Raw genomic sequence first — 17,224 nt, 5'->3', positions numbered from 1 at the left:
AAACACATGAGCTTAATTTCGAAAAATGATTTAATCAAAGCTGCCGGCTTAAATAAAATAGGTTTCCTCAAGAATCCTATTGCATCTGCTGTGATGAGCATTGCAAAAATAAATGAAGTCAACCGACTTTATGACAAGCTGAAAGAAAAGGAGGGCAAAGATTTTTTCGACTCTTTCGTCAGAGAGAGAAACTTAAGCTATGTTGCATTTGAAGAAGATTTAGCAAAAATACCGAAGACAGGACCTTTTATACTGGTTTCAAATCATCCTCTTGGGGCTATTGACGGAATTTTAATGTGTAAAATTCTTTCAGAAGTCCGCCCAGATTTCAAAGTAATGGGGAATTTTCTTTTAGAAAAGATAAAACCTATGGAGCCGTATGTTATTGCGGTCAACCCTTTTGAAGGAAGAAAAGAAGTAAGAAACAGCGCGACCGGAATGCGTGAAACACTAAAACACCTCGAAAATGGTGGCTGTGTAGGGATTTTTCCTGCAGGAGAAGTTTCAAACAAAAACAATCCTTACGGTGAAATTCTGGACAGAGAATGGGAAAAACCTGCATTAAAGCTTATTAAAATGGCGAAAGTACCGGTGGTACCGATGTATTTTCATGCAAAAAACAGCACGTTATTTTATCAGGTTGCCAAAATTCATCCCAATCTACAGACCATTATGCTTCCTGCAGAAATGATGAATGACCGTGAGAAACCCATCCGTATCAGAATAGGAAAACCTATCACGGTGAAGACAATGGATGAAATGGAAAACATTGAGGAGTTGGGAGAGTTTCTGAAACGTAAGGTTTATATGATGAAATCTTACTACGAAAAAAGAAAATCTCTGGCACAGGTAATCAATCTTAAAAATTTATCGCTGAAATTTCAGTTGCTTCGTGAAGAAAACATTGTTCAGAATATTATTGATGAAACTCCAAAGGAAGATTTAATAAAAGATATTTCAAAACTTCGCGGAACCGATAAAATGCTTTTCAGTAATGGTAATTACGAAATTTACTTTACGGCCTACGAAGAAATCCCTTCAGTTATGAGGGAGATCGGGAGACAGAGAGAACTGACTTTCCGAGCAGTGGGTGAAGGAAGTAATTTACCGTTTGACCTAGATGAATACGATAAACATTATCATCATTTGTTTTTGTGGGATAATGCCGCAGAAAAGCTTGCCGGCGCCTACAGAATGGCTTTGGGTAAAGATGTGATGAAAAAATTTGGAATTAAAGGGTTTTATACGAGTTCTTTATTTGAATTTGAACAGGACATTCATCCTTTCTTTAAAAAAGTGATTGAAATGGGACGTGCGTACATTTGCGAAGAATATCAGCAAAAACCTCTTCCCTTATTCCTTTTATGGCGTGGAATTGTGCATGTATGCCTGAGAAATCCTGATCATAAATTCCTGATGGGAGGTGTGAGTATTTCCAATAAATTTTCAGAGTTTTCTAAGTCCCTGATGATTGAGTTCATGCGGTCAAATTACTACGATTCTGCTGTCGCTCAATACATTACACCACGAAATGACTTCAAGGTGAAACTGAGAGATCGTGATAAGCACCTGTTCTTGGATGAAATGGAATCTGATTTAAATAAATTGGATAAAATTATCGATGACCTGGAACCTGAACTGAGAATGCCTGTTTTAATTAAAAAATATATTAAACAGAATGCAAAAGTAATTGCCTTCAACGTCGATCCCAACTTCAATGATGCGATTGATGGATTGATGTATATCAGAATAAGTGATCTTCCCGAAAGTACAATTAAGCCTGTATTGGAAGAGATGAGCGAGCAGATAAGGAAAGAACAGGAAAATAATACTCCTGAAAATCAGTAAGTTTTTAATTTTAGTTAAAAAAAAGCCGTCAATACTTGCATCATATAGCAAAACTTACTACTTTTGCATCACTTTAAAACAACGAAGTAAATCAATGGTTTCTTAGCTCAGTTGGTAGAGCAATGGATTGAAAATCCATGTGTCCCTGGTTCGATTCCTGGAGAAACCACTTAAACCGCCTTTCATTAGGCGGTTTTCTTTTCAAAGCTGTTTAAAAGTAAATTTGCAGAATCTAATATTAATTATTACTTTTGCCTCGCTTCAGAAATGAAGTACATTACAAAAATGGTTTCTTAGCTCAGTTGGTAGAGCAATGGATTGAAAATCCATGTGTCCCTGGTTCGATTCCTGGAGAAACCACTTCAACCACCTTTTCTTAAGGTGGTTTTTTATTTTATAGATCTTCCGATACACTTTAATTCTTTAAACAATTCTAATAAATCAAAATTAAGTATCTTCGCTTCTTAAAATTTAGAACAGAAAATGAAACAGATCATCTCCGGATTATTTATTTTTATCACCATATTAAGTTTTGCGCAGGACGAAATCAAGTTTCAGGATATTCCTTTTAAAGATCTTATCGCAAAGGCGAAAAAAGAAAACAAACTGGTTTTTATTGACGCCTACGCATCGTGGTGTGGCCCCTGTAAAATGATGGAGAAAAATGTTTTCACTAAAAAATCTGTTGGCGATTTTTACAATAAAAATTTCATCAATGCAAGAATCGACATGGAAAAAGGTGAAGGAAAAGAAGTTGCCCAGAAATTTGGTGTACGGTCTTATCCCACTTACCTATTCCTAAACGGTGACGGTGAACTGGTATCTCAAAACTCAGGCTATATGGAAGAAAACATTTTCTTAACAATGGCTCAGGATATCAATTCTCCCAACAACAAAAAAGGTTCTTTGAAGGAACGTTTTGCAAAAGGAGAAAAAGACCGTGATTTCCTGATCAACATTATGAAACTTAATGCCAGTGCCGATTATGATTTTGCGAAGAAGGCATCAGAAAGATATTTTGCCAACAGAAAAAAAACAGATGAGTTCACAAAGGACGATGCAGGATTTCTACTGTATTTTCTGAAATCTACAGAAGATGTTAATTACAAAACTTTTGTTTCCCAAAAAGCAGATATCATCAAATATTTACCGGAAGAAAACTACAATGAGTTTAACAATCAGTTGGTATTAGCTAAAGTTGTGCAGGAATCTATTGATGAAAAAGCCAAAAAAATCAATGATGAATATTTTATGAAAACTGCTGAACCACTGGTAGGAAAAGAAGCCGCAATGCTAAAACTTAACCAAACCAAGTTGGCGTATTATGAGCAGAATGCCAATTTCCCAGAGTATGAGAAGGCAGCTTTGGATTACTATAAAAATGCAGATGCTTTTGAACCTAATGAACTTCTGAAAGCAGCCTGGATTTTCTCTGATCATATCAAAACAAAAACCTCATTGAAAAAAGCCGCAGAATGGGCTGAAAAATCAGTAATGAGAAATGAAACGCCAGAAAACACATATATTTTGGCCAAAATATACTTCGCTCTTGGTAACCTTGATGTTGCAAAAAATTATGCGGAAATGTCTAAAAACATGGCAGAACAATCAGGAAAAGATGCAACCTTAGCAAAAGAATTATTAAATAATATTAAATAACTGATACTTTGAAAAATAAAATTTTAATAGCAGCATTTAGTCTCTTTTCACTTATAAATATCAATGCTCAGGAAAATCAATCTTTGGAAAATGTTTCAATGTCCGAAAAGAAACTTTACGTAAAAGGAAATGCACTGCTAATTCCTATTGGAGTAATCAATGCAGGACTAGAATATCAATTGAGTCAGAAATTTACTATGCAGGGTGATGTTCTGATATCCCCGTGGAAATCTTTTGCAGGACATGAAGCTCAGATTTATATGGGAACTATTGAAGGAAGATATTATTTCAAGGAAGCCTTTAAAGGTTGGCATGTAGGTGCTAATGTTTCTGTTGGTGCATATATTTTACAAAAACCTACCTATTGGAATGACGAGGTTTATTATAACCAAGAAACTCTTCAACCTACAAAATATATGCAATCTCAACTTTATCAAAAAGGCTACTCTATTTTATTTGGAATAGAAGGTGGCTATCAGTTCAGATTAGCTGAGAATTGGAATATGGATATTTTTGCCGGTATAGGAAATGCACAAGATTTCTATAAAGGATATGTACGTGGAACAGGGGAAAGATATGATGGCAACGATGGTTACAACAGAAGCGGTGAAATAATCCCTTATAGAGGCGGTGTAATGATCTCATATAGAATAAAATAACATGAAATTATTAGGTAAAAATCACATCATCATCTCAGTAATTACTTTTGCAATCCTTTTTCTGATGAATTATGTAGGAAACCCAGAAGCAGATAAACTGGAACGTGCACTGATGACAGCCTTCGCGGGAGTCATAGGATTATCGATTGGACTTTTCATTTTAAATAAAGGGAAAGACGATAAAAATCCGCCGCAGAATTTTGATTAAGAAATTATTAAAAAAAAATGTCAACTGCAATATTACAGTTGACATTTTTTTTAATCCTGGTAAAGAATATATTTCTTTCTGATTTTTTCAAATTGATCTAAATCTGATTTCCAGGAAGCTCTGATTTCCTTTTCTGATTTCCCTGCGACAATCTTTTTCCGTAAGTCGTCGCTTCCAGCTAGAGTATCAAAAAATAAATTCTTAAGGAAAAAATCTAATTGAGGATTTTTGTAGTTCCTGTACGCCTTTAAAAGCCACTCAAGATTAAGCGACCGCAAATCTGTGGAATGATTGGATAGATTTTCTCCGTAACACAGTTTCCCGTTTAAAAATGGTTCTTTAGCTCCGAAGTTCGGTTTTGGAGTAAACTGATAGGGCAGATTTTTCGTCCAGGGCGAACCGTAGATCTGAAAAGGAGTATCTGTACCTCTTCCTACTGAAACCTGAGTTCCTTCAAAGAAACATAAACTTGGGTAAAGATTAATTGATCGATCATTGGGAAGATTCGGAGAAGGTTTATCTAAAATCGCATAACGCTGTTTCTTATGATACTTCTGCATCGGGATCAAAGTATACTTTGCCTGTACGCTATTTTTCAGCCACTTTTCACCGTTCACCATTTTACCGTATTCACCGATGGTCAGACCGTACACTACAGGAACTGCGTGCATTCCCACGAAGCTTTCCCATTTCTTTTTTAAAACAGGTCCGTCAATGTATCCATCATGTGGATTGGGTCTGTCTAGGACCAGAATTTCAACGTTATTTTCAGCTCCGGCTTCCATTAAATAGGTTAAAGTCGAAATATAGGTGTAAAATCTTACGCCAACATCTTGAATATCAAAAATAACAATATCCAAACCTTTTAACTGCTCCGGTTTAGGCTTTTTGTTGGCTCCATATAGAGAAATAATAGGTATACCAGTTTTGATGTCTACTCCATTCTTTACTTTTTCGCCCGCATCGGCATCACCTCTGAAACCGTGCTCAGGAGCAAAGATTGTTTTAATTTTAATTCCGTTTTTTACTAAATAATCTACGACGTGCGTTTTATCTTTCATCAAACCGGTTTGGTTGGTCACAATTCCAATTGTTTTACCTTTTAGCAGAGGCAGATATAGTTCAGGTCGGTCTGCGCCGGTTTTGAAACCATCCTGATCCTGAGTCTGAGAATAATGTGGGTTGAATACTCCTAAAAAAATTAGGCAAATAAGAACTAAAGTTTTAATTTTGAAATCTAAATTCATAAGCTTGAAATTTCCTTTATATTTCTCTAGAAAAATAGCGTTTTCCAAAGATAACAAAAATAACCTATCACGGGTGATCATCTTCATTGGCAGGCTTTCTGTTGCTTTGGGAATCATTGTTTCTCTGATTACCGTTTCCACAGGTTTTGGTTCAAAAAAAGCGATTAAGGAGAGACTTGCAGACTTCAGCGGACATATCACTGTAAAATCGACCCGTTCAAATTCTTCATACAATACCTCTATTCTTGACAATCAAGGTTTAAACATTGCTAAACTGAAAGAACTTCCGGATGTTGAAAGCGTGCAGAAATATGCTATGGTAACGGGAATTATGCGTAACGAGCATAGTTTTGCAGGAATTATTTTCAAAGGTGTAGGAAAAGATTTCGACAGTTTACGTTTCAAAAAATTCCTGATTGCCGGAAAAACGCCTCAGGTAACAGAAGATGGCTATAACAACGGTGTTACTATTTCAGAAAAAATAGCAAATGACCTGCATCTTAAATTAAATGACAGCATTGTAACCGTCTTTGCAAAAGAAGATCAGAAACAGATTTACAGAAAATTTCAGGTTGTTGGAATTTACAAGACCGATATTAAGATGATTGACGATCAGTTCGTCATTGGAGATGTCAATCATGTGCGGAAAATTCAGGATATGGCACCTGAAGATATTGGCGGAATTGATATTTTCTTTAAAAATGTAGATGACATCGATAAAGACTCTCCCGAAATTGATAAATTGATCGGTTATAAAAATTATGCTGAAAAAGCTACAGATAAATTCCCTCAGATCAACGATTGGATCAGTATTTTTGATGTGAATATCGCTTTGATTATTTCAATAATGTTAATTGTAGTCATCATCAATATCATTATGGTTCTTCTTATTCTAATCATTGAAAGAACAAATTCTATTGGTCTGCTTAAGACTTTAGGTGCTACAAATGGTCAGATACGTGCAACCTTTATCAATTACACATTAATTATCATGGTTCCTGGATTGTTGTATGGAAATGCGATCGGTTTAGGACTTTTACTGATTCAGAAGTTTCTGGGAATTATAAAATTAAATCCTGAAAACTATTATGTAAGTACCGTTCCCGTTGATTTAAATCCTCTGGTTATTCTGTCAATCTCTGCAGGAATTTTATTGATTTCCGGCTTGGCTTTGATTATCCCGAGTTATCTCATCAGTAAAATATCTCCGGTGAAATCGATCAAGTATAGCTAAAGAGCAAATGGTGAATTGTGAATTTACAGGCTTACTTTAAATTGTCATCTATTGATTAACCGTTTTACATCATTTGTTGATTGTGTCACATTTTTCATTCATAAAAAATATGGCTAACAGAAAATTCCCATTTCATTAAACAGGTATCGAAAATTTTGAGGAATTTTTGACGGAGTGTTTAAATGTTGTCCTCTGTAGCTTCTGCAATATTTTATTTTGAGTAAAGTCACTACTTGCAGACGAATTTCCTAGTCGTCAGTGAGGCGACATCCTTTTTGGGAGCAGAGCGTAATGAAAAATACAGCGTTTTGACTTCAAAAGTGTTAATTAGAAGCATGATCAGGCTCCTGAAAAACTCGTGCATTCTAATATTCAATTAAATACCATCTCTTCCCTTAAATAATTTGAAAGCCGTATCTTTGCCCCGCAGAAAAAAAACAAGTATGAAATACGCAGAAAATATTCTCGAAACTATTGGAAATACACCTCTTGTAAAACTGAACAAAGTTTTGGGTGAAGATTTTCCGGCTTTGGTTTTGGCAAAAGTGGAAACGTTCAACCCAGGAAATTCGGTGAAAGACAGAATGGCTCTGAAAATGATTGAAGATGCTGAAAAAGACGGAAGACTGAAACCTGGTGGAACCATTATTGAAGGTACATCCGGAAATACTGGTATGGGATTGGCTTTGGCAGCGATCATTAAAGGATACAAATGTATTTTTGTGACCAATGCAAAACAGTCTAAAGAAAAATGTGATATTCTCCGTGCAGTTGGTGCAGAAGTGATTGTATGTCCGACAGATGTAAAGCCTACAGATCCGCGTTCTTATTATTCAGTTTCTAAAAGACTGGCTAAAGAAACAGAGAACGGATGGTACGTCAACCAATATGATAATTTATCAAACAGAGCTGCTCATTACGAGTCTACTGCACCGGAAATCTGGGAACAGACTGACGGAAAACTGACTCACTTTCTAGTTGGAGCAGGAACAGGTGGAACAATTACAGGTTGCGGAATGTTCTTTAAAGAGAAAAATAAAGACATCAAAATTATTGGCGTTGATACGTACGGATCAATTTTAAAAGAAATTCACGAAACGGGAGAAATTAACTTAGGAAATGCTTACACCTACATCACAGAAGGTATTGGTGAAGATATTCTTCCTGAAAACTACGACATGTCGGTAATCGATCATTTCGAAAAAGTAACCGATAAAGATGGAGCAATCTATGCCAGAAAACTGGCAAAAGAAGAAGGGATTTTCTGTGGATATTCTGCAGGAAGTGCGATGGCTGCTTTGGTTCAGATGAAAGATCAATTTACAGAAGACGATGTGGTTGTTGTTCTGCTTCACGATCACGGCTCAAGGTATGTAGGAAAAATCTACAATGACGAGTGGATGAAAGAAATGGGTTGGTTAGATTAATTCAGAACCTTTATAAAAAAACAGAAATCAGAGCGTTGGCTCTGATTTTTTTATTTTAAAACATTTTTCTGTACTGCATCTTTCAACATATTAAAATCTGCTTCTGACATTGATTTTCTTGGAAACATATAATTGAATTTACCTTCTAAACCAATAAATTTTTCGCTGATTTCTCCAGCTGTGAATTCTGTCCAGAGACTGGTTTCTTTATTTTCATTAAGGTTGACCTTAAAAACTTTAGCATTAAACTGGATCTGATAAATTTCAGTATTCTCAAGAGTCTTGAGGTATTTTACGACTTCTTTTTTCCATTTCGAAACCTTGTTGATGGCTAAAGATAAGTAGACCGCACAAAGCAGGAAAAGAAAACTCACAAAATATAAAATCCCGAATTTCTCTTTGCTTAAATCATCTTTGAAATAAAATAAAATCAAAAGTATGGCGGCCACGATGATTGTGGTAATCAGTTTTCCTTTTACGGTCGGTGACAAAAAAAGACTTCCCTGATCTCCATTAAGATAAATCTCTTCAAAATCTCCTTTATTGATTTTTAAATTGATGATTTTGTCGTCGTTTATTCTAGCCATGTATATAGTGTTTGATTTTACAAAACTAAATTAAATATCCTCATATTTCTCACGAATTACTGAAAGTTTATTCATCAGGTCGCGATTTTTTTGATGAAGATCATCCATTTTACGCAGCATATGATGAATCACTTCCAAACCCGGCAGATTGACCTCTAAATCGTAATGCCAGTTGGCAAACTTTTCAAAAACCTGCAGATCTTCATAAATCAGGTAACGAACATTATCCTCAGTTTCTACGTTCAGGAGACCGTTATCTACCAATTCATCAAAAAAAGTAATTTCAATATTGTATATTTTTATGAGTTCTTCCCGTGATATTCTTTCGCTCATGATTAAGAATTTTTAAGTTGTTCAAAAAGTTCTTTCTGTTGATCACTAAGGTTTGTGGGCAGCTTTACATCATACGTCACAAACAGATCACCAAATTCACCGTCTTTTTTATAGACAGGAAAACCTTTTCCTTTCAACCGCACCGTTGTTCCGCTTTGAGTTTCCTGTTTTACTTTAAGATTTACGCTTCCTTCTAAAGTTTCCACTTTTACGTCGCCACCCAGAACAGCGGTGTACAAATCGATCGTCACTTTAGATTTTAGATCATCTCCTACCCTTTCGAAATTCGGATCCGGAGCTATATTAAAAGTAATGTATAAATCTCCTGTCGGACCGCCATTAAAACCAGGATTTCCGTGGCCTTTTAATTTTATTTGCTGGCCATCGTAAACTCCCGCAGGAATTGTTATTCTCACCTTCTTGCCATTAATATCAAAAGTCTGTTGCTGTGTTTTTGCGGCGTCCTTTAGATTTAAATTCAATTCTGCCTGTACATCCTGACCTTTGAATTTTCCTGATGCGCTTCCACGGGAGCTTCTGCCGAATCCACCACCCTCACCGCCAAACATACTCTGGAAAAAGTCTGAAAAATCTTCGCCACCTCCAAAATCAGCACCCGAAAAACCACCACCGTAGTTTCCACCCTGACTTTGGGATTGCCTTTGCTGTTGCTGAGCCTGTTCGTACTGTTCGCCATGCTTCCAGTTTTCACCGTATTTGTCGTATTTCGCCCGATTTTCCGGATTGCTCAACACTTCATTGGCTTCGTTCAGCTCTTTGAATCTCAGTTCTGCTTCTTTATCGTTGGGGTTAAGGTCTGGGTGCAGTTTTCTTGCCTGCTTGCGGTACGCTTTTTTGATGTCGTCCTGAGTTGCGCTTTTGTCTACGCCTAAAATTTTGTAATAATCTATATAAGCCATAGAAACGATTGTTTACTCAAATTTACCAAAATTAAGCCGAAGATTTATCTAAGAAATTGTTAAAAAATAAATCTATCTTTACTAAAAATCACCGCATGGAATCACCGGTACTGTCTTGAAATCACAAAACCAATAAAGACAGATCATCACAGATAACCATTTAAAAATTAAAATTACCTTCATATGAAAGAGGTTTTAAAAAACTATTCAGGAATTCTTTTTCTTCTTCTCGGAATTACCGTCGGCAGCATCATCGGTGTTGTTGCTCCACAAATTGTGGAATACATTAAACCGCTGGGAGATATTTTTCTGAATTTGCTTTTTGTGAGCGTTGTTCCATTGGTATTTTTTGCGGTTTCCAATTCTATATCTTCTCTTGAACAGCAGTCGAAGTTTGGTAAAATCATTTTTGCAATGGCATTTACCTTTCTCTTGTTCATTTTAATTGCTGCTATTTTCACCATCGGAATGGTTTATTTATTTCCCGTGTCCTCGATTTCGGGAAGTTCTGAAATTATAGCTGAAGCGGCAAAGGAAGAAAACTGGGGCGACAGGATTGTAAGCTTCTTTACCGTTGGAGAATTCACCGAACTTTTTTCACGGAAAAACATGCTGGCACTACTGATTTTCGCCTTCCTTACCGGATTTGCTGCGAGAAAATCCGGAGAAAACGGTAAGCCTTTCAGACTCTTCATTGCCTCGGGTTATGAAGTGATGAAAGAACTGCTTCTGATGATTATGAAAATTGCGCCAATTGGTTTGGGTGCCTACTTTGCGTATCAGGTAGCAACGCTTGGACCTCAGCTTTTCGGTTTTTATGCTAAGCCTCTCGGACTTTACTATATTTCAGGAATTATTTACTTCTTCGTGTTTTTTTCACTTTACGCCTTTATCGCAGACAGAAAAAACGGAATAAAAAATTTCTGGACCAACGCCATTTTACCTACACTCACCGCATTAAGTACCTGCAGCAGTTTCGCAACCATGCCTACAAACTTAGTAGCCGCATCCAAAATCGGTATTCCGAGTTCGATTGCTAATCTGGTAATCCCGATTGGAACGACACTTCATAAAAACGGTTCGTCGATGTCATCCATTATTAAAATCTACGTTGCATTTCAGATTATCGGAAGAGATTTTTTTGAACCGTCTAATCTTCTTTTAGCTTTAGGAATTACTGTTTTTGTCAGTATTGTTGCAGGCGGAATTCCCAATGGCGGATATATTGGGGAAATGCTGATGATTTCTGTCTATCAGTTGCCACAGGAAGCGATTCCTGCGGTGATTATTATCGGAACTTTGGTAGATCCTCTGGCAACAGTTTTAAATGCTGTTGGAGATATTGTGGCGGCAATGTTTGTAAATCGGTTTGTGAAGGTTTGATGAGTATTTATTATGAATTTATTTTTTAAAAACATAGGATTGTATGATCATTTGACTTTCAATATTGACATGGATAAATCTGAATTTGTTGAAAGTTTAAAAAAAATCACCTACGAAACAGATACAAGTTTCATATCTTTAATTCCTGATCATGGAATCCCTACAAGATTTGAATACAGAGGATTGATCAATGTAGACAACTTTATTATAAAAAGAAGAAAACATTTATTTGATATTAATATTTATCGTTCTATTATAAAAGGAAATATTGTAGAAGAAAAGAATAAAACAGTTATTAAAATAGAATTCACTCCCTTCATTTATCCTTTTATAGCTTCTATAATAGCAATTCTTCTTTTCCTTTTTATCACATCACAAGAAATTCAAAACAACGAAAATTATATCTTTATTGTCATTCCAATATTGGTAACAATCACTCAATATTTTATTTTAAAAACAAATATAAAAAAATGTAAATATGATTTTGAAAGAGAATTAAATTTTATCGTTCAGAAAAACAAGCAGTTCACAAGCTATGAATAAAATTACTCGCTCCGTTTTACCTCTTCCAATTTTTTTAATTCTTCCGCTGTAAATAATTTATAATGCACTTTAAATGTTTTTCCTAAAGGGGTTTCCAAAGAAAATCCGCCAGGGCCGAAGCCTTCTAAAACGTCTAATGTAAAATGGGAATACTGCCAATATTCAAAGAGGTCGCGGTCGATCCAAAATTCGTGACCGTTGATGGTTCCGATCATGGCATCATTCATTCTCGGAAAATAGCCTCCTTTCTCGAAACATTGTGGCTGTGTACCTTCACAACATCCTCCGGCTTGGTAAAACATAAGCTCGCCGTGCTTTTTTTCAAGTTCCCAAATGAGCTCGAGGGCTTTTTCTGTAACTGAGAGTCTCGATATTTTTTTTGCTTCCATAATGATCTTCTTCAAAAAGGTTTATTGGTTTCAGTTAAATTTCTCTGTTCTTTTGGCTTAATCCAAAAGAACCAAAAAATCAAGACTGGAAAGTCCTGCTAAAAATAATCTGTACTCACTAAAAAATTCTAAGCTTGCGCGAGAGTTTATTATTTTCTTCGGTTGAATATTTGTGTCGCGCTTCGAACAGAAGAATTTTTTTACGTTCATACAGTTTATTTTCTTAACGCCTCCATTTCCTAGGTCGGATTTATGTCTTTCAAACAAAATTTGGTTTGTTAAACTTTTATTGAGCCGAGCTTAGTCTTTGTCTACTATTTTATAAAGTTAAAAAAAGTCTGACAAAACAAGCATTGTCAGACTTTACATAAACCAAATATAGTGATGTGTTTTGCACACAACTTTTGCGTGAGGGATAGGAAGGGCGGCGAGGAACTCGCCGGTGCGAAGCACCGAAACGAAGTGCAGCCCTGGATAGCCCGACCGTTTTTCCCCGTGACAAACGGGGAAAACGGGCACGCCCTAAATATTTATTAATTAAAAGAAACCTAATTTGTTTTTGCTGTATGAGATCAACATGTTCTTTGTCTGACGGTAATGATCCAACATCATTTTATGGTTTTCTCTACCGATACCCGACTGCTTGTACCCACCAAATGGCGCTCCTGCAGGGTAAGAATGATATTGATTCACCCAAACTCTACCCGCCTGAATCTGACGTGGCACATTGTACAGCTGATGCGCATCTCTCGTCCAAACTCCTGCACCCAATCCATAGATCGTGTCGTTGGCAATTTTAATTGCATCTTCTTCATCTTTAAAAGTCGTAAACGCTAAAACAGGTCCGAAAATTTCCTCCTGGAAGATTCTCATTCTGTTGTTTCCTTTGAAAATCGTTGGCTGAATGTAGTATCCTTCTTCAAGGTTTTCACCTACATGATTCACATCACCACCCACTAACACTTCAGCACCTTCTTCTTTTCCTAATTTAATGTAAGACAAAATTTTATCTTTCTGAATTTTTGAAGCCTGCGCTCCCATCATCACGGTTTTATCCAGAGGATTTCCAACTTTGATCGCTTTCACTCTTTCAATTACTTTCGCGATAAATGCATCGGCAATGTCTTCCTGAACCAATAATCTTGAAGGAGCTGTGCAAATTTCACCCTGATTAAGCGCAAAAAGAACTGCACCTTCTACGGCTTTGTCTAAAAATTCATCATCTGCATCCATCACCGAGCTGAAGAAAACGTTGGGAGATTTTCCACCTAATTCCAAAGTCACCGGGATGATATTTTCTGTGGCATACTGCATTACCAAACGACCTGTTACAGTAGAACCGGTAAACGCAGCCTTGTTTATTTTCGGATTCGTCACCAAAGCTCTTCCAAGCTCCGCTCCGAAACCGTTGACAATATTCACCACTCCCGCCGGAAGTAAATCTTTAATTAAATCGATTAAAACCAAGATTGAAATCGGTGTACTTTCTGCCGGTTTTAAGACTACACAGTTTCCTGCGGCCAATGCCGGAGCCAGTTTCCAAACTGCCATCAAAATCGGGAAATTCCATGGGATAATTTGTGCGATCACGCCAAGCGGCTCGTGCACGATTAATGAAACCGTATCTTTATCCAGTTCGTTATGCGAACCTTCATCTGCTCTGATTACTGAAGCAAAATACCTGAAATGATCGACTGCCAAAGGTAAATCTGCAGCTAAAGTTTCTCTTACTGCTTTTCCGTTATCAATGGTTTCTACCGTTGCCAAATACTCCAGATTTTCTTCGATTCTGTCGGCAATTTTATTTAAAATAACGCTTCTTTCAGTAGACGATGTATCTTTCCACGTCTGGAACGCTTTTTCGGCTGCATTAACTGCCAGTTCTAAATCTTCTTTTGACGAATGCGCTGCCTGGGTGAAAACTTTTCCATCAACGGGAGAAATTACATCAAAATAATTTCCGTTAACCGGTGCGGTAAACTCACCATTAATGAAGTTGTCATATTGCTTTTTGAATTCCGGCCACTGTAAGACCGTGTCTGATTTTTGTTCTGTTGCTGTGCTCATATTAGTATTGTTTTGATTTTATCTTCAACCAAATTACACCGACTACAATAAAAGAAATAGCAAAATCCTACAAAAAAACTTCAAAATAGTGTAGAAGCCAGACTTTAGTATTTCCTTAACATGTTTTTAATCATATAATTTCTATATTTGATAGAAGTCGCAACTTAAATAAATTTAGCAATGAATGATCATAAGTTTTTATTGAATACTCCTGCATTAAAGAAGGAAAGTCAGCTTTTAAACTTAGTTGAAAATCAAACTAAATTTAATCTCAACAACTGTGAATTCAGCATCTATGAGACTCACAAGTCTGCGTTTGATATAAAACTGCATTTTGATACGATCGCTTTCACAGCAATGTTGCAGGGCAGAAAATACATGAAGCTGGAAAACAAAACCAACTATTTCGATTATTTCCCGGGAGAAAGTGTTTTGGTTGCGCCCGGTGAGACGATGGTCATTGATTTTCCGGAGTCTGATGAGACACCCACTCAATGTATTTCTTTAAGTTTAAATCCTGAGTTTATCGAAAACTCTTTGAATCATCTGAACTATAATTTCGCGAAAGTAGATGAAACCTCATCCTGGAATCTGCAACTCGACGAGTATTTTTTATTTAATAATAAATCATTGGCAGCGGCCACCAACAATATTATGAGAATCGCCATGGATGATAATTCCGAGAAAGATATTATGGCTGATTTTGCTTTAAAAGAACTTTTAATAAGACTTATGCAGACACAGGCAAGAAGTATGGTAGAGAAAAATTTGGCTAAAAATAAATCCAGAATCGGTTTTGTAGTGGACTATATTAAAAACAACATCCATCAGAAACTTTCTATCGACAGCATTGCAAAACTGGCTTATGTGAGCAAATCTAATTTCTTCAAAATGTTTAAAGACGAGTTGGGAACCTCACCAAATGATTTTATTCTTCAGGAAAGAATCAGCAAGGCGAAAGAACTTTTAGCTTTAAACAACAGCATTAAGGAAACTGCTTACCAGACTGGTTTTTCTGATACAAATTACTTTACAAGAGTTTTTAAACAGTTGGTTGGGGTGACACCGAAGAACTACCAGAATGGGGTAATTAGTTTCTAACTAAAAAAAGCACCTCAATGAGATGCTTCCTGTAATTCTTTATTCTTTAAAACCGTAATATCTTGCTCCTAATAAGACCGGATTTTCATGTTCGACAGACTCTAATCCAAAACCAGTGTAACCAGGATTTACAGAATGTTCAAGCTGTTTTCTGTGGAGTTTTTCATACGTATCAAAATCAATGGCTAAACGTTCATTCAAATTTTCAAATAAATTCCATTTTTCAACGACGGTTTTCCAGTTTTCAGAAACTTTTCCGGCAAAAACTTTAGATTTTGAACCGCTTCCATACCCTAAAAATCCTATTTCCTGTCCCGCCAATTCTTCTTTTTCACTAAAAGAAGTCTGTAAACCTGAAAGTAAGGCCATAAAAATCGAAGCGGTGTACATGTTTCCGATCTCAGACGATGCACGCTGTGTCTTCTCGATCTTATCACTGATAAATTTCAAATAATCTTCAGATTTTGCCACCGCTTTCTGTTCTTGAGGATTCGAGTAGGAAAGTCCGTTTTCTAAGCTGTAAATTTCAGTAAAAACTCTTTTACCATGGAATGCGTAAGGAAGATGGAAGATTAAATATTTCCAGTTTTGATAAGGTTTTTCTTGACCTGAAACTTCTTTATAATGTTCGTACGCTTCTCTGATTCTGTCCTGATAACACTGATTGGAATACTGTCCGTCAAAAACCGGCTCGTCTGTGAAAATTTCGATTTTATCCGGAAAGTTTTCAGGCGCATTTGTCAAATCTTCCTTTTTAAAATGCCTTCTCGGTTTAAAGAAATCAAAAACACTTTCTGTAGCGACTCCCCAATGATTTTCGATTTCAATTAAATCAGGTTTTGCAGAAATCAACAACGATACAGCACCGCCGCCCTGAGTGTATTCTCCTGAAGAAGCCAACTCGTATTTTGCATAATCACTTGCGATGACGATGGCTTTTTTATCAGGATTTACTCTTACAAAATCCAGAGAGTTGTGAAGTGCATCTACTGCGCCAATACAGGCAAAAGTCAGATCCACGATATCACAGTTTTTGAAACATCTTTTACCAAACTCAGGTTCCAAGACCTTTTCTACCATCTGCATTGCGTAGGAAGCAGTAGGTTTTGCGGCATCGATTGCGCTCTCTGTGCCTAAATAAATTCTTGAAATATCTTTTGGGTTGATTTCGTAGTCTCTGATTAATTTAAGTAAAGCTTCAGCCGCAAAAGTTGCAGCATCTTCATGCAAATCCGGAAAGCCCATTTTATGTAAACCTAAACCCTTCTCTAATTTTGCCGGTTCAATTCCTCTTTTTTCTGCTAAGTCTTTAATTTCCAAATACAAAGATGGTACATAGTAACTTGCTGCCTCAATTCCAAAACTCATAATTGTTTAATTTTAAAACGAATTTATAAAAGATAACGCAAAAAAAACTTCATTATCGTCTAAATTTTTGAGGAATTATTAATTTAAATACTTGGCGTTTATACAAAAAATTATTATTTACGCAAAGTCCACAAAGATTTATTTACAACTCACTGTTTTTAAGTTCGCAAAACGAAGTTTAGCCGATTCAATAATATAATAATTTGAGGCAAAGGCGTTCGACTTAGAAAAGAACACAATGTATTTCAGTT

The 17,224-nt window shown here is 36.3% G+C and carries 16 protein-coding genes and 2 tRNA genes; 11 read left to right on the top strand and 7 right to left on the bottom strand.

The window, feature by feature from the left end; all coding sequences use genetic code 11:
* Positions 1-6: 6 nt before the first annotated feature.
* The 6 genes from OMO38_RS06180 to OMO38_RS06155 all read left to right on the top strand — a co-directional run bounded on the left by OMO38_RS06180 (position 7) and on the right by OMO38_RS06155 (position 4,374).
* Complete coding sequence (locus OMO38_RS06180) at positions 7-1,848, top strand: lysophospholipid acyltransferase family protein (protein WP_264749336.1); 1,842 nt, start codon at positions 7-9, stop codon at positions 1,846-1,848.
* A gap of 96 nt (positions 1,849-1,944) precedes the next feature.
* A tRNA-Phe gene (locus tag OMO38_RS06175) sits at positions 1,945-2,017 on the top strand.
* 118 nt (positions 2,018-2,135) lie between these two features.
* Positions 2,136-2,208, top strand: a tRNA-Phe gene (locus OMO38_RS06170).
* 123 nt (positions 2,209-2,331) lie between these two features.
* Positions 2,332-3,507 carry a thioredoxin family protein gene (locus OMO38_RS06165; RefSeq protein WP_264749335.1) on the top strand — a complete coding sequence of 392 codons (1,176 nt, stop codon included), beginning with the start codon at positions 2,332-2,334 and terminating at the stop codon, positions 3,505-3,507.
* 98 nt (positions 3,508-3,605) lie between these two features.
* Entirely contained in the window at positions 3,606-4,166 is a 561-nt protein-coding gene (locus tag OMO38_RS06160; RefSeq protein ID WP_264749334.1) for a DUF3575 domain-containing protein, read from the top strand.
* 1 nt (position 4,167) lies between these two features.
* Positions 4,168-4,374 carry a hypothetical protein gene (locus OMO38_RS06155; RefSeq protein WP_264749333.1) on the top strand — a complete coding sequence of 69 codons (207 nt, stop codon included), beginning with the start codon at positions 4,168-4,170 and terminating at the stop codon, positions 4,372-4,374.
* A gap of 50 nt (positions 4,375-4,424) precedes the next feature.
* Here the strand turns inward: OMO38_RS06155 and OMO38_RS06150 are convergent, their stop codons facing one another.
* Positions 4,425-5,621: an exo-beta-N-acetylmuramidase NamZ family protein gene (locus tag OMO38_RS06150; protein WP_264749332.1), complete on the bottom strand. Its 1,197-nt coding sequence runs from the start codon at positions 5,619-5,621 to the stop codon at positions 4,425-4,427.
* A gap of 4 nt (positions 5,622-5,625) precedes the next feature.
* Between OMO38_RS06150 and OMO38_RS06145 the strand changes: the two genes are divergently transcribed.
* Together OMO38_RS06145 and OMO38_RS06140 are read left to right on the top strand one after the other, a co-directional pair.
* Positions 5,626-6,855 (top strand): ABC transporter permease, encoded by a 1,230-nt coding sequence (locus tag OMO38_RS06145; RefSeq protein WP_264749331.1) that lies wholly within the window; start codon positions 5,626-5,628, stop codon positions 6,853-6,855.
* 443 nt (positions 6,856-7,298) lie between these two features.
* Positions 7,299-8,282, top strand: coding sequence for a PLP-dependent cysteine synthase family protein (locus OMO38_RS06140; protein WP_264749330.1), 984 nt, complete (start codon positions 7,299-7,301; stop codon positions 8,280-8,282).
* A gap of 50 nt (positions 8,283-8,332) precedes the next feature.
* Here the strand turns inward: OMO38_RS06140 and OMO38_RS06135 are convergent, their stop codons facing one another.
* Genes OMO38_RS06135 through OMO38_RS06125 form a run of 3 tightly spaced genes read right to left on the bottom strand, consistent with a single transcriptional unit; the run spans position 8,333 to position 10,122 of the window.
* The gene (locus OMO38_RS06135) at positions 8,333-8,869 is read right to left on the bottom strand and encodes a hypothetical protein (protein WP_264749329.1); all 537 of its coding nucleotides are present in this window, start codon (positions 8,867-8,869) and stop codon (positions 8,333-8,335) included.
* Between the two features lie 30 nt (positions 8,870-8,899).
* Positions 8,900-9,202: a chaperone modulator CbpM gene (locus OMO38_RS06130; RefSeq protein WP_264749328.1), complete on the bottom strand. Its 303-nt coding sequence runs from the start codon at positions 9,200-9,202 to the stop codon at positions 8,900-8,902.
* Positions 9,203-9,204: 2 nt separating this feature from the next.
* Positions 9,205-10,122: a J domain-containing protein gene (locus OMO38_RS06125; protein ID WP_264749327.1), complete on the bottom strand. Its 918-nt coding sequence runs from the start codon at positions 10,120-10,122 to the stop codon at positions 9,205-9,207.
* Positions 10,123-10,305: 183 nt separating this feature from the next.
* Here OMO38_RS06125 and OMO38_RS06120 point away from each other — a divergent pair, with 183 nt between their 5' ends.
* Both OMO38_RS06120 and OMO38_RS06115 read left to right on the top strand, forming a co-directional pair.
* Positions 10,306-11,505: a dicarboxylate/amino acid:cation symporter gene (locus tag OMO38_RS06120; protein ID WP_264749326.1), complete on the top strand. Its 1,200-nt coding sequence runs from the start codon at positions 10,306-10,308 to the stop codon at positions 11,503-11,505.
* A gap of 69 nt (positions 11,506-11,574) precedes the next feature.
* Positions 11,575-12,048: a hypothetical protein gene (locus OMO38_RS06115; protein WP_264749325.1), complete on the top strand. Its 474-nt coding sequence runs from the start codon at positions 11,575-11,577 to the stop codon at positions 12,046-12,048.
* A 2-nt stretch (positions 12,049-12,050) separates the two neighbouring features.
* Here OMO38_RS06115 and OMO38_RS06110 read toward each other — a convergent pair whose 3' ends face one another.
* Both OMO38_RS06110 and OMO38_RS06105 read right to left on the bottom strand, forming a co-directional pair.
* On the bottom strand, positions 12,051-12,437 hold the full coding sequence (locus OMO38_RS06110; RefSeq protein WP_264749324.1) for a DUF779 domain-containing protein: 387 nt from the start codon (positions 12,435-12,437) through the stop codon (positions 12,051-12,053).
* 537 nt (positions 12,438-12,974) lie between these two features.
* Positions 12,975-14,504: an aldehyde dehydrogenase family protein gene (locus tag OMO38_RS06105; protein WP_264749323.1), complete on the bottom strand. Its 1,530-nt coding sequence runs from the start codon at positions 14,502-14,504 to the stop codon at positions 12,975-12,977.
* Positions 14,505-14,684: 180 nt separating this feature from the next.
* Between OMO38_RS06105 and OMO38_RS06100 the strand changes: the two genes are divergently transcribed.
* Positions 14,685-15,605, top strand: a complete 921-nt coding sequence (locus tag OMO38_RS06100; RefSeq protein WP_264749322.1) for an AraC family transcriptional regulator — start codon at positions 14,685-14,687, stop codon at positions 15,603-15,605.
* Between the two features lie 39 nt (positions 15,606-15,644).
* On the opposite strand, the gene OMO38_RS06095 is transcribed toward OMO38_RS06100, so the two are convergent.
* Positions 15,645-16,973, bottom strand: coding sequence for a hydroxymethylglutaryl-CoA synthase family protein (locus tag OMO38_RS06095; RefSeq protein WP_264749321.1), 1,329 nt, complete (start codon positions 16,971-16,973; stop codon positions 15,645-15,647).
* Positions 16,974-17,224 lie beyond the last annotated feature (251 nt).

Source organism: Chryseobacterium kimseyorum (genome assembly GCF_025971945.1).
Classification (GTDB): domain Bacteria; phylum Bacteroidota; class Bacteroidia; order Flavobacteriales; family Weeksellaceae; genus Chryseobacterium; species Chryseobacterium kimseyorum.
Note: the sequence above shows the minus strand (reverse complement) of the source record. Positions and strands in the feature narration are given on the sequence as shown.